This is a genomic window from Mycobacterium sp. pUA109 (assembly GCF_041287095.1).
In the GTDB taxonomy this organism is placed as follows: Bacteria; Actinomycetota; Actinomycetes; order Mycobacteriales; family Mycobacteriaceae; genus Mycobacterium.
Window position 1 is genome coordinate 32,269 of sequence record NZ_JBGGKS010000012.1, and the last position, 12,830, is coordinate 45,098.

Consider the following 12,830-nt stretch of genomic DNA (forward strand, 5'->3'; position numbering starts at 1 on the left):
GCTGCGCACCGGCCGCATCGGTATCGCATTCACCACCAGAGGAAGGAAACGTGCGTATGACCATCGCCGTCACCGGAGCTTCCGGAAATCTGGGCCGCCTCGTCGTCGAGGAACTGCTCGCCACCACTCCCGCCGAACAAGTCGTCGCGATCGTCCGCAACCCTGCGAAAGTCGCGGACCTCGCCGCCCGCGGGGTCGAGGTCCGCCGCGCGGACTACAGCGATGCACGCCTTTGGCGTCCGGCCTTGCAGGGCGTGGAGAAGCTGTTGCTGATCTCGGTCTCCGGGGCAGGTGCGAGCGAGGCACACCGCAACGTCATCGACGCCGCAGGCGACGCCGGTGTCGGGCGCATCGCCTACACCTCGATCCTGCACGCCGACACCAGCTCCAACCCGCTGGCGGGCGAGCACGCCGCCACCGAGCGCCTCATCGCCGCCACCGGTATCCCCGCGGTCATCCTGCGCAACGCCTGGTACCACGAGCTCTACACCCGCATGCTTCCCCAGTACCTCGCCACCGGTGAAGTGATCGGCTCGACCGGTGACGGACGCATCTCGGGCGCCGCGCGCGCCGACTTCGCTACCGCCGCGGTCACAGCCCTGCTCACCGAGGACCCGCAGTCGCGTACCTATGAACTCGGGGGACCAGCGTTTACCCTGGCCGACCTCGCGGAAACCATTACCGCCGTGACCGGAACAACGGTGGCCCACCGGAACCTGACGGACGACGCGTACGCTGCAGAACTTCGTGCCTCCGGAATGGATTCCGGCACCATCAGCCTCATCGTCGGGACCGACGCCTCGATCGCCGCAGGAGAGATGCAGACCGACTCAACGGATTTGGCCGGACTCATCGGCCGCGTCCCGGCACCGCTCGCCGAGGCGATCCGCGCCGCCGCCTGACGCCGACGGCCAACCCAATTTCGTCTAGAAGAAAAGGAAGACACCATGACGAACACCTCCTCAGCGTTCGACCCCCATGCCCTGCTCGCGGAGGCCCGCATCGGCGTGCTCGCCACCATCAAAGCCAACGGAATGCCCCAACTCTCCCCAGTCTCACCGTTCTACGATCCCGAAACCAAAACCATCCTCATCTCGGTATCCAACAAGCGCGCGAAGACCGCCAATCTGCGTCGCGATCCACGCGCCGCTCTCCAAGTCACCCGCGACGACGGGTGGGCCTGGGCCACCGCCGAGGGACCGGTCACACTGACCGACCCCACCACCGACCCGCACGGCCCCGAAGCCGAGACGCTTCTCGACTTCTACCGCCGCACCGCGCGCCAGGCTCCCGACTGGGACGACATCCGCGCCACCATCGTGTCGGATCAGTTGGTGCTGGTGACCTTGAAAGTGGAGAAGGTCTACGGCGCGGAATTGCCGCAGCGCCTGAAGGAATATGGCGAGAAGTTCAAGTAATGTTCCGGCGGCCGCGAGAAAGCTCGATCATCCATAGGCGGGCTCGACCGGCGCACATACCGAGCGCTAGCGACCGCTGATTATCAGCTCCGCGGCACGCTCTCCGATCATCATCGCCGCGGCATTCGTGTTGCCGCCGACGATACTCGGCATGATCGAAGCGTCGGCCACGCGAAGCCCGTTCACACCACCCACCCGGAGCGCGGGATCGACCACCGCGCGCTCGTCGGTGCCCATCCTGCAGGTCCCGACCGGGTGATACACACCCGACGCGTTCCGCCGTACGAAGTCCGCCAGGTCCGCACCTTCCTGATCCGCAGCAGGCAGCACCTCACGGCCGAGTTCCGGGGCGATCGCACTGTGCCCGACCGTTTCCCGAACCAGCTCCATCCCGGCGACGAGGGTCGCCAGATCTCGGGGCTCAGCCAAATAGTTGGGATCGATTAGCGGCAGGGTGAACGGATCGCTCGACGCCAACCGCACGGTCCCACGGCTTTCGGGATAGATCATCGTCGGCATGAGCGTCAAGGACGGCGATGAATCGGCGGCCAGGTGCAGGCCGGGCTTGTCCTGATTCTCTGGATAGCTCATCGGGAGGATGAACATTTGCAGGTCGGGCACGCCGGTACCGGTTCGCAATCCGCAATTAACGAAAGCTACCGCTTCGAACAACGTGTGCGCGAGATACGTGGAGCGCGGGCGCACGCACTCGCGAACCATCGCTCCCGCAAAACTCACCGGTGACGCGCTACGTCCGCCGGGGGCAAGGTATGACATCGGGACAAACAGATGGTCGTGCAAGTTGTCGCCCACCGGCAGGTCGGCGATCACATCGATCCCGTGCGCGCGTAGGTGCGCCGCGTGGCCGATGCCGGACAACATCAATAGTCGCGGCGAACCCAGCGAACCCGCGCTGATGACCACTTCACGACTCGCTCGCGCAGGCGCGAGCGAACGCCGGTTCCTGCTCTCAACCAGTTCCACCCCAACCGCGCGGCTGTCTTGCACGATTACCCGTGTCGCGGTAGCGCCAGTGATCACTCGCAGATTGGGCGGTGCGTCCGACAAATATCCGCGATCGGTTCCCACCCGCCGGCCGGCGCGGGCGTTCTGCTGCAGTGCTGCCACCCCGGCCTGCTGCGCCCCGTTGTAGTCGTCGTTCATCCCTACGCCGGTGGTCGCCGACAACGCGGCCATGTAGCTTTCCGTGACCGGCGCCAAGCCCGTGGCCCGTTCCACCGCAATCGGGCCGTCCCCGCCTCGCAGATCGCTCGAACCGTCCTCGAAACTCTCCAGTCGCCGGAATGACGGCAGCACATCGGAAAACCCCCAGCCCTCCGCGCCGTCGGACGCCCAGTCGTCGTAGTTCTGCCGGTTTCCGCGCACGAACGCCATCCCATTGATGACGCTACCGCCCCCGAGTACCCTGCCCTGGGACTGAGGAATCTTGCGCCCGTGCATGTGTCGTTGAGGGATTGTGTGTGCCGGCCACGTGACGAAACGCTGCAAGGCGGTCGCCGCGTGAATAGCTCCGCACATGCCCGGAACCGTGACCAGTGGTCCACGTTGCCGACGTCCCGACTCGATCAGGATGACCGCCGCGCCGGTGTCGGCCAGCCGCCGAGCGACGATCGCCCCCGAGCTTCCCGATCCCACGACGACGTAATCCGCAGTTCTCGAGCCGGATTGACCGTTGGCCACCCGTGCTCGCTTCATCCCAAACCTCCGTTGGGATTGCAGCGGTCGGACTCCGGTCTGATGTCGGATGGGCGGCCATCGGGTTGCGCGATCTGCCAGGTGCTCCCAGCCCCAGCGGTGAACGGGCCTGGGGCGCCCTGGGCTTCGTAGTAGCCGCGCGGATCCCAGGTCTTCGCCGACGGGTACGGCCACGGGCAGGCGACGGTCGACGCCGCGCCAGTCGCGCGTACCAGCCAAAATGTTGAGCTGAAGCAGATCATTGCGATGTTCAGCGCAACCGCCATGACAAGGAAGGTGGCCAGGGTGGGGCGGCGGGCATAGAGGCGAAAGCGTTGGGCGAGTTTCTCGGCCTGTGATTTCCCGGTGTCGTCGCGATAAAGCAGGACCGACGCCGGAATCATCACGATCGTGATCAGCTCGGCCATCAGAAGCGGGAACTGGCTGTTCTTGCCCAGGTCGATCGTGCCGAATTCGATGACATGCGTGTAGGTGAGGAATTGGGTGCGCACCAGCAGAACCTCTTGGGCGACATCCCAGATCGCCCCGATCACGAAGGTCAGCGCCGCGATGGAGATCAGCGGGTGGCGCCAGACGAAAGCATCCGGTTCACGGCGCTTCTGGATGCTACGCAGGGCCGGCAAAGCCAGGAAGTAGGGGAGCAGGACGTAGGGCGCGTACACGAACGAGGTCAGCGGCATGATGATCGGCGAGACATTGAGCAGCGGCCAATCTCGGGGGAAGTGCCACAGGTTTGGGTTGTAGACCAGGCCGATCGCCCAATTATTGATCGCGTCCCACCAGAAAAGGGTGCTGGAGGCGATGGTCATGAGTATGACCGGATGTCCCCGATGGCGCCGCCAGACAATAACCGAGGCAACGATGGTGACGACAAACAGGACGGCGCCCAACACCTGCCCGAGCGTGAGCCAATCGACGTTGGACCACAGCGGCTCCACCGGCGGGGGTTTGCCCGCGCCGTCCGGATTGCGATTGTCCGGCGACGCCGGTCCATGCTTTTCGGCGGTCGCCAGCAGGACCGCGGCCAGGCCGGCGGCGAGGGCCCAGCCGGCGAAGCCCTTCCATGATGGAGTGGTTTGCCGGCGCGACAGGCCGTCGGCGTCTGCTGAGCCCTGCACGGGATTTAACGACTTCATGGCGCTCCAGGGTGAATCCGCGACTCTTGGCGACGCGAGACGACTCTCGCCTCCGCGAAGGACGCTAACACAGATAGTTCAGAATATGAACTAGTTGGCGTAGATTGCACGGTAGGCTGTGACTTCGTGACCGAGACCATTGGTGCTGCCGACGATGGCGATATCGTCGAGTTTCTCGGTGCGGTGACTGATGTTCGACGCATGATCTCGAACCTGACCGTCCCGGTCGCACGGCAATACGGGGTCTCTGAGCGGACGCTGGCCATCATTCTGCTTGTGCATGCCGGACTCGACCGTCCGGGCTTGCTGATCGAATACCTCAACGTATTGCCGAGCACGATAACCTCGGATATCGACAAACTTGTTACCGCGGGTTTGCTGCGTCGGACACCTTCGGCCGCCGACCGGCGGGTCAAAAAACTTGAGGTCACCCGCGAAGGACTTGCTGCACAACATGAATTGCTGACACAGCTGCAACGGTTCTTCCGAGCGAAGGTCACCGACGTGTCGCTCGACGAGCTTTACTCCTGCATCGCCACGCTCCGTAAACTCAGCGGCGCCCCGCAGCCATCCGTTCCCAATCCGTTGCGTCGTGCCGGAAAAGTTGACCAATAAACCTGCGCTTGGGTGTAGAAGAGGTGCGCGGTGTGTGGTCATGGCTTCGGGCCCAGGCAATTGTCAGTACTCCAGTCATTGAGGTGACGTATACCGTGCTGGACGTCGACGTAGTGCGGAGCGATGAAGGTCTTGGTAACCGCCATCAAGACCATCAAGATGCCCAGGGTCGCGAACCCGGACACCGCCCCGTTGGGGTTCCACGCCGTATTGAATGCAAAGTGGCCGTGCAGCACTTCATACCAGGGGTCCGTCCCGATGAATCCGCCCAGCACGGCCCAAATGGTCAAGAACACACCCATTCGGAACCCATACAGATCGCGCACCGGGCGCGCGCGGTCTTCGGGCGCCCGGAAGACCAGAGGCCAGACCAGTGTCCCGGCTCCCATCACGAGGGCTTGCCCGACCAATGCCGGGTCGTTGGGGCGGTCGTACCGCAGGTGAATCACGATCAACCACTGCAGCGGAACCGAAAGCAGAAACCAAGTCAGATAGACGATCTCACAGCGGCGTTTGCCGGGGTTGACTGCCAGCAGATGGAGTGTCCGCGACGGCCGAGCGTCGGCCGAAGTTGCGGGTTGCCCTAGCCGATGACGGCTACGCTTTGTTGATCGGATCGCCATGGCCGCCTACGTAGGTACCTTTGTTGGTGATGAGGAGCATCTGGCTGGCGGCATCGTCGCCGTGGATGCAGTAGAGGCGGCCCTCAAGGGTGACGGCGCACGTGCTACCACGATAGAACAGCCGGTGTTCGGTGGTTAAGATATGTTGCCTAACGCCTGAGTCGAACCGCGGCTCGTCGGCATGGTACGCGCGCGGCGCGGAATGCCCTGGGAACCAGCCGATTTCATTTTCGTAGTGGTTCGCCCCCGGAATCTGACCGGAACACCCGTAGCTGCCATCGTCGCCGATTCCGCACAGCATGCCCGTGGGCGTGGCGAACCACACCCCGTCCCTGTCGGCGACCAAGAATTTTTGCAAACCGCCAGCGCCTTCGTAACCGGTGATGTCCGGGTATGCGATGGGATCGGCCGTCGCCTGCGCGGGGATGACCACACTGGTCAAAGACCAAGCGATCATCGCAGCCAGGACACCAAGAGGATGAATAGCCCGGTACCACACGGGTTAGCCGTTCAGCCAGGTGTGATCCGGCGTAATCAGCATCCGCCAGGGCCCCCGTTCGCAATAGGTGCTCCCGTCGACTGTGGTACCGCACGCGGTGCCGTCGCTCTCGATATAGTTCAGCGGCGGTATACCGAGGCTGGCTCGTGGTTGCGGGAACCTGACGGCCATCGTCCAGTCGTAATGGACCCTGGTGTCGCCATTGATCCAGCCGATCTGGCGCACATTGGGCGGTGCGCCGGGAATGTCACCCGTGCATCCGAAGCTTCCGCGGAACCAGATTCCGCACGTCAGGCCCTGTGCAGTGTCAAACCAGTAGCGGCCATCATCGGCGCGGTACGGTCCGGCATCAATCTTCGTGAAGTACCGCAACTTCGGGTACGGATCCGTCGCAGGTTCGGGGTCTGCCGCGGCAGGAGCGCCAACCTGCAGCAGGACGGTAACGACGCCGCCGGCGAGGACGGCCACGGTCCGGGTATGCGCCCAGGATCGCCGCGGCGGTGTTCGGCCGTCACCGGCACAAGTTGAGTGCACCTGCCCCCCTTTGTCGCTGCAACGCCGGGATGGATGCGGGAGATCACTGGTCGCGCTCGACGCGATCTCTGGCACGTCGGACACCATATGTCTGACCTTTTCCGGTGTCAACGGTTCTGCATTCGGGTGTATCTCGGCTGCTGCGGACCGCAGGTTACGTGTCTTGGCTACGAGACACCTAACACGACGGACGTCAAGACGAAGCCGGCCCCGTGCAGGATGTCGGTTCCGTAATGCGTGTAGCTGCAGTCCGGAATCAACTTGTAGCCCTGCACAATCAATCCGTGGATAGCAGCGGCCTCTCCCGCGCCGTAGCCGGACAGCAGTGTTGCCTTACTTCCGGTGTAACCGATGGTACGAAGTGCGGGCATCGGGTCGGTATCGGGAGACGCACCGGTGCGGTGGTTCACGTAATCGTCGGTTGCGTGATTCATCATCTCCGCGGCGCGCGCGACAAGTGGATCCCACTGCAACGGCGGGCAGGGACCGCGCGCAGCATCGACAGCGCTGGTCAAGGCGGTTTCCGGCGCGGCGCCGGCATAACCGCCGGTGCAAGGCAGCAGAAGCAAAACAGCAGCTACGTCAATAAAGGTATGGAGCTTTCGGAGAGCCGGCATCGCTGTGATTCCCTCTGCAGGCGGCGGTTTGGTGCCATGATACGGCTCCTGCGCCGCCAGTCTAACGATGTTGGAACGGAGAAACCTCCAGATATTTTTCCCTAAAACTCTGGCGTCCAGCCCGGAGGTCGGTCACACTCACTCGGGAGGGCGAGCCCGGTGACGAAGCCTGGTCGTCGTCTCGGAATGGAGGTGGGCAATGCGGCGGTATGCGCGGCCGTTCCTGGCAGTGCTGGCGGTGGTGGCCGCTGCGCTATTCGCGTGTGTGGGGCCCGCCGGCGCTCGACCGACAGCCGACGAGATCGCGCCGCCGCTGCCGGTCATTGCCCCAACGCAGACGAACTGGCAGCCGAAGTTTCCCTCACCGTATGACCAGACGCGGAACAGTGTCACCGATGCGGAGATCACCGCGGAGGGCGAAATGTGTCAGTGGTACAGCGCGCAATACAACACGTTGATGGATCAGATTGACAACGTCAACGTCAATATTGTCCGGAGCAACGGCGACTACGGTGTCGACGGCAACGCGGAGCTGGCCGACGCGGTGGCCGCGAATATCGACCAATCGGTGGAGTTCCTGACGCCGCGAGTCGCGGCACTGACCATCATCCCCGACTTTGCCGGTGACATGTATTTTCCGCTCTACCAGGGGGAAAGCTTCTACCGGCTATGGCAGCAATTGTCGAACGTCAGCGGCGGTATACGTGGGCGGCAGCCGGTCTGGTTCTACGGCCCCTCGCTTCAGCACGCCCAGCGGTGGGGGAGCCGAATCAACCGTTCACATGTGTGCCGGTAGCGATGGTGGAGAAGAGCATGAAGTCGGGATGCATTGTGGCCGTGCCTCGTTGCGTTGATTTCACAGGTGGGGCAGGGGCATCTTGACGGTAGTTTCCACCACGCCGTCGGACCAGATCGTTCCAAAGTCCCCCGGTGTTCGGGATGGCTCGCGGGGGCGTCCGGTGATTTGGGCGAGACTACGCGGCGCGGTCCGGCACGTGATGATGATCCCGGTGCTCAGCATCGGGACCACCGGTCGTGGTGTCCTGCTGGCACTGTCGGCGGTGCGCTACTCCGCGCAGGATGCTGTGACCGCGCGTTTGCCGGCGGGGGAGATCGTCACGCAGGCCTGGACGTTGCTGAAGGTCACGGCCACACCGGCCGTGCTGATGGCCATTCCGTTCGGAGCAATCGTGTCCGTGCAGACGTCGGGCCTGGTGAATCAAGTCGGGGCGAGCTCGCTGATTGGCGCGGCCAGCGGGGTGGGTGTGATCAGGCAGGGAGCACCGATCACCGCCGGCCTGTTGATGGGTGGGGCGGCTGCTTCCGCGATCGCCTCGGACCTGGGTGCCCGTGCGGTGCGTGAGGAACTCGATGCACTTCGTGTGATGGGCGTAAATACGGTGCGACACTTGGTCGTACCGAGGCTGCTTGCCCTGATCCTGATCGCCCCGATCCTGTGTTCGCTCATCATTGCCACAGCGGTGATGGCGTCCTTCATTCTTGCCGTCGAAGTGAGCGATGTCAGCAGCGGCGGCTTCTGGATGTCGTTTGGGTCGTTTGCCACCGTGACCGACGTGTGGTTCACCATCGGCAAGTCGATTCTGTTCGCGAGCATCGTGGCAGTGATTTCGTGCCTTCGTGGGATGGAGGCCAAAGGGGGCCCTCGCGGTGTCGCTGACGCCGTCAACTCTTCGGTAGTGCTCAATGTGGTCTGTATTGCCGTCGCGAACTTAGCGGTCACGCAGATTCAGACAATGTTCTTCCCGATGGCGGTAGCATAATGACGCCGCCTGGTATGGTACGGGCGTCGACGTTGTTTTCACGGCGCCTCCAGATATTTCGCGTTGTACAAGTACTTTTCAGGCCGGTCGGCCAGTTTGTCGTATTCGTTGCGCAGGTCATCTGGCTGTTGCCGGTCACCGTGAGGCGCTATCAGCGCCAGACACTGCAGGCGATGAACAACCTGGCCTGGGGACGCGGATCGATCATTGTGGATGGCGGCGTCGTCAGCGTCTTGGTGATCCTGGGCATGGCTGTCGGTGCATCGGTGGCGGTCGAAGCCTTCGCCACGTTGAATCTGATCGGATTCGGAGCCCTGTCGGGCATCATCGGTGGTCTGGTTAATGTGCGGGAGATGGCGCCCCTTGTTGCCGGGATCGCATTCGCCTCGCAGGCAGGTTGTCGCATGACGGCAGAAATTGGTTCCATGCGGATCGCGGAAGAGATCGATGCCACCGAAGCGATCGGGCTGCGTCCGATCCCCTTCGTGGTGGGCACACGGCTGGTTGGTGCGATGATCTGCGTCGTTCCGGGGTTTCTGTTGACGTTGGTGACCAGCTTTTTTGTGTCTAGCGCGGTGATTCGGGCCTTCCATCATCAACCCGGCGGCACCTACCAGCACTACTTCGTTCAGTTCTTGCCCGCGACGGACATCGTGTACTCGCTGATCAAGGCCACGGTCTTTTGCGCCATGGTGACGTTGATCCATTGCTACTACGGATACTTCACGACCGGGGGTCCGGTAGGTGTCGGATTGGCATCGGGGCGTGCGGTGCGGGCGAGCCTGGTTGCGATCATGGTGCTGGACTTCGTAACAACGGTCACATTGTGGGGGCTTCAGCCCGTGTTTGTCTTTAAAGGATAGATGGCAGTTGCTATTTCGTAAGTCATCAGCCGAAGCCGAGGCGAAACTACTCACCCTGGTAGGCATCGCCGTGGCGGCCTGCATAGTCGTGCTGGCGGTTGTCGGATTCGCCAATCCGCTTCGGGGTCGGCATGACGACCGCATTGCCATCGTCATCGATGCGCCGTTCGGCGGGCTTGGCGTCAAATCAGGATCAGCGCTCGTCCTGCATGGGGTGCAGGTCGGCGAAGTCACCCAAGTAGCTAATCTGCCCGGCGGGAAGGTCCGCTATGCGGCGGACTTGTATCGCGGGCCCGCTGCTGGCCTGACATCGGCGGTGGGTATCGACTACCGACCGGCAAATTACTTCGGGGTCACGGGGATCAACCTTCGGCCGACCGATGGTGGACAACCCCTCACCAACGGAAGCCGCATTGAGACGACACCTGCGGGCAACTTCACGCTGCAGACTATGCTGTCTCGGCTCGGTGAGCTCTCCGGCGGTGTCCTCACACCGCACCTCATCGACGTGATCGAGAAGGCGACGGACTACACCGACAGCCTGGACCCGCTACTGGAAACCATGGTGATCGTGTCGGGGTCGCTGGCGAACGTTCAAACCGTCAGCACCGCCCAGCTACTGCGGAATACCACCGGCATCAGCGTCGCGCTGCCAGGATTTATCAATGCGGCGTCCAATCTTCTGGAGAACGTCCACAAGCCATACAACGGTCGTCCGTATGAGTGGTACGACAATTTGCTTGATCCCACGTTGCAGACGGTCTCGTCCAGCTTTTTCGGAGCGATCGGCAAACTGCTCTACAGCCATGGCCCGGAGCTGACCGACGTAACCAACCTGATTAAAACCATGGCCGACGTCGTACCCGGATTAGTACCAGCGGACTCTGTCGCAGATACCGCGAGGGAACTGAGGACGCGGGTCGAGCGATTGTATTCCGGGCCTCCCGAACGTCCTGGGGTCAACGCGCGAGTGGTGTTGGACAGCTTGCCGGGGGTAGCCGCCCCCCTGGCCGCGATGGGCGGCACACCGTGAAACCCCTTGCTGCTGCCTGGCGACTTTCGTTGTCCGCTGCGGTCGCGGCCGTCCTGCTCATCCTGGTGGCCAACGCGATCACCCAACCTGTCGCGTCCGACCAGCGGACCTACATCGCCGAATTCACCGATGTGTCGGGGTTGCACACCGGCGCCGATGTCCGGGTGCGCGGCGTCCGAGTTGGCAAGGTCGATTCACTGACGCTGCGTCGCCGGAGCGGCCAGAGCGTCGCCGAGGTGGCGTTCACAATGGACGCCCGCTACGGCATTGGTAGCGACAGCGCGGTCGCGGTCCGATACCAGGCCCTCACCGGTATGAGGTACGTCGACGTAGTCGACGCTGTCGATGGGGGTCCGGGAGTCGTGTCGATGACACACATCCCCACCTCGATGACTCGGCCTTCCTTCGACGTGACACGGTTGTTCAACGGCCTGCAACCGGTGCTGAGCACCCTGAATCCGGAAGATCTGAACACCTTTACCGCCAATGTGGACAGCTTCCTGGCCGGAGACGGCACCGGGTTCCGGCCCGTACTCGAGTCGATGCGGAAGCTGTCGCAGTTCCTCGGTGACCGCCAACAGGTTGTGGCGACGCTGTTCGGGAACTTCAAGGCGCTTGCCGTCGCCATGAGTGGACACTCGAAAGACTTCATCCAGGTCCTGGACTGGAGCAACCGTGTTCTCGACGGCACGTTGACCATCCTTGATGAGATCCGCAAAGACGCGATTTACGGCCCCGAGTTCGTCTCCGCAACACTGCAACTGCTCGACAGCGTCGGGTTCAAAGACGGCAGCGTCGACCTTGATGATGCCCTCGACACGGCGTTCACCAACCTCGATGACTTCATTTCGGCGTTCAAATTGGCCCCGGCAATGTGGGACAACATCCCACCCATCGGAGAACCCGGTGTGCCTGTCGAGTGCTCCAAAGGTCGCGCCGAACTGCCGTTGCCGGTCGATGTCCTGCTGAACGGTCAAAGGGTGGTGCTGTGCAACCAGTAACGGTGCTTCGCGATCCGCGCTTGTGGGGCGCTGGCGCGCTGGCCCTCATCACGGTGGCGGGGCTCATCGCAGCGATGCTCTACGCCAACCCGTCGGGTAGCAGCACCATAACGTTCTATACCGACGATGCCGCGTCCGTAAGTCCGGGCATCACGGTGCGGATTGCCGGCATCACGGTGGGCAAAGTGAAGGACCTCTCGATCGAGCCCACGCAGGTGCGGGTGCGTGCCACCGTGGACGGTACTGCATTCGTCGGTAATCAGTCGACGGTGGAGGTCCGCATGCTGACCGTGGTGGGCGGCTATTACGTCAACATCGATTCACTCGGTGAGCTACCGCTGGGGGGCAAGCCGATTCCGAAGGAGCGAGTGACGATGCCCTACAGCCTGGTTCGCACGCTAGCCGATGCAACGGCAGTGGTCGACAGGGTGCAAACAGCTCCGATCAACGAGGCGCTTAACCAGGTCCAAGAGGGACTGGCAGGCGACAACCTGAACGCCGTCGCCTCGGTTGTGGATGCCGGGAACAAGCTCGCCGAGGTGTTGGACCGTCAGCAGGGGCAGGTGGGCGCCATCCTGAGCTTGTCCAACGAATGGATCGCCGAACTGGCAGGATACCGCGGCCAACTGCAGAAAACGGTCGAGGAGTTGGCCATCCTCGAGGAGACCATGGTCTTGTACGGAAAGAACTTCGCCGTTGCGGCCGAGGGCTTGGGTGAGATCGTCCAGCGCCTGAACGCAGTCGGAGTGTTCTATATGAACCACCGAGAGAGGTTCCTTGCCAAGATAGTTCACTGGCAGCAGATCGCCAGGAGTTGGGCAGACCGCACCGGACTCGTGACGAGAATTCTGCGGCGGACCCGGACACGGATGATGACCACGTTGGATGCGCAGAATTCTCCCCCGGAGTTGTTGGCGACGGATTTGTGCATCCCGGTTCCTGGAAGCCCCTGCTGATGTGGAAGGCCCGACGCATGTTCCGAAGCGGCGCAAGA

15 protein-coding genes are annotated in these 12,830 nt (G+C 62.8%); 9 read left to right on the top strand and 6 right to left on the bottom strand.

What is annotated here, in order from left to right:
• Positions 1-56 precede the first annotated feature (56 nt).
• Positions 57-902, top strand: a complete 846-nt coding sequence (locus ACAG26_RS15080) for an NAD(P)H-binding protein (RefSeq protein ID WP_370483516.1) — start codon at positions 57-59, stop codon at positions 900-902.
• 45 nt (positions 903-947) lie between these two features.
• On the top strand, positions 948-1,418 hold the full coding sequence (locus ACAG26_RS15085) for a PPOX class F420-dependent oxidoreductase (protein ID WP_370483518.1): 471 nt from the start codon (positions 948-950) through the stop codon (positions 1,416-1,418).
• A 66-nt stretch (positions 1,419-1,484) separates the two neighbouring features.
• Here ACAG26_RS15085 and ACAG26_RS15090 read toward each other — a convergent pair whose 3' ends face one another.
• Complete coding sequence (locus ACAG26_RS15090; protein ID WP_370483521.1) at positions 1,485-3,134, bottom strand: GMC family oxidoreductase; 1,650 nt, start codon at positions 3,132-3,134, stop codon at positions 1,485-1,487.
• Positions 3,131-4,270: a spirocyclase AveC family protein gene (locus tag ACAG26_RS15095; protein WP_370483523.1), complete on the bottom strand. Its 1,140-nt coding sequence runs from the start codon at positions 4,268-4,270 to the stop codon at positions 3,131-3,133. Before ACAG26_RS15095 ends, ACAG26_RS15090 begins: the two co-directional genes overlap by 4 nt.
• A 126-nt stretch (positions 4,271-4,396) precedes the next feature.
• Between ACAG26_RS15095 and ACAG26_RS15100 the strand changes: the two genes are divergently transcribed.
• Entirely contained in the window at positions 4,397-4,885 is a 489-nt protein-coding gene (locus ACAG26_RS15100) for a MarR family winged helix-turn-helix transcriptional regulator (protein WP_370483525.1), read from the top strand.
• Between the two features lie 38 nt (positions 4,886-4,923).
• Here the strand turns inward: ACAG26_RS15100 and ACAG26_RS15105 are convergent, their stop codons facing one another.
• From ACAG26_RS15105 to ACAG26_RS15120, 4 genes are all read right to left on the bottom strand, one after another.
• Positions 4,924-5,508 carry a hypothetical protein gene (locus ACAG26_RS15105; protein ID WP_370483527.1) on the bottom strand — a complete coding sequence of 195 codons (585 nt, stop codon included), beginning with the start codon at positions 5,506-5,508 and terminating at the stop codon, positions 4,924-4,926.
• Positions 5,483-5,965 (bottom strand): hypothetical protein, encoded by a 483-nt coding sequence (locus tag ACAG26_RS15110; protein ID WP_370483529.1) that lies wholly within the window; start codon positions 5,963-5,965, stop codon positions 5,483-5,485. The genes ACAG26_RS15105 and ACAG26_RS15110 overlap by 26 nt, the downstream gene beginning before the upstream one ends.
• 45 nt (positions 5,966-6,010) lie before the next feature.
• Positions 6,011-6,475 carry a hypothetical protein gene (locus ACAG26_RS15115; RefSeq protein WP_370483531.1) on the bottom strand — a complete coding sequence of 155 codons (465 nt, stop codon included), beginning with the start codon at positions 6,473-6,475 and terminating at the stop codon, positions 6,011-6,013.
• Between the two features lie 233 nt (positions 6,476-6,708).
• Entirely contained in the window at positions 6,709-7,158 is a 450-nt protein-coding gene (locus ACAG26_RS15120; protein ID WP_370483533.1) for a hypothetical protein, read from the bottom strand.
• Between the two features lie 199 nt (positions 7,159-7,357).
• Here ACAG26_RS15120 and ACAG26_RS15125 point away from each other — a divergent pair, with 199 nt between their 5' ends.
• The 6 genes from ACAG26_RS15125 to ACAG26_RS15150 all read left to right on the top strand — a co-directional run bounded on the left by ACAG26_RS15125 (position 7,358) and on the right by ACAG26_RS15150 (position 12,792).
• The gene (locus ACAG26_RS15125) at positions 7,358-7,954 is read left to right on the top strand and encodes a hypothetical protein (protein ID WP_370483536.1); all 597 of its coding nucleotides are present in this window, start codon (positions 7,358-7,360) and stop codon (positions 7,952-7,954) included.
• A gap of 115 nt (positions 7,955-8,069) precedes the next feature.
• Complete coding sequence (locus ACAG26_RS15130) at positions 8,070-8,939, top strand: ABC transporter permease (RefSeq protein WP_370483726.1); 870 nt, start codon at positions 8,070-8,072, stop codon at positions 8,937-8,939.
• Complete coding sequence (locus ACAG26_RS15135) at positions 8,939-9,802, top strand: ABC transporter permease (RefSeq protein WP_370483538.1); 864 nt, start codon at positions 8,939-8,941, stop codon at positions 9,800-9,802. The genes ACAG26_RS15130 and ACAG26_RS15135 overlap by 1 nt, the downstream gene beginning before the upstream one ends.
• Before the next feature lie 7 nt (positions 9,803-9,809).
• Positions 9,810-10,835: an MlaD family protein gene (locus ACAG26_RS15140; RefSeq protein ID WP_370483540.1), complete on the top strand. Its 1,026-nt coding sequence runs from the start codon at positions 9,810-9,812 to the stop codon at positions 10,833-10,835.
• Positions 10,832-11,836, top strand: coding sequence for an MlaD family protein (locus tag ACAG26_RS15145; protein ID WP_370483542.1), 1,005 nt, complete (start codon positions 10,832-10,834; stop codon positions 11,834-11,836). The genes ACAG26_RS15140 and ACAG26_RS15145 overlap by 4 nt, the downstream gene beginning before the upstream one ends.
• Positions 11,824-12,792: an MlaD family protein gene (locus tag ACAG26_RS15150; RefSeq protein ID WP_370483544.1), complete on the top strand. Its 969-nt coding sequence runs from the start codon at positions 11,824-11,826 to the stop codon at positions 12,790-12,792. The genes ACAG26_RS15145 and ACAG26_RS15150 overlap by 13 nt, the downstream gene beginning before the upstream one ends.
• The last annotated feature ends 38 nt before the right edge of the window (positions 12,793-12,830 follow it).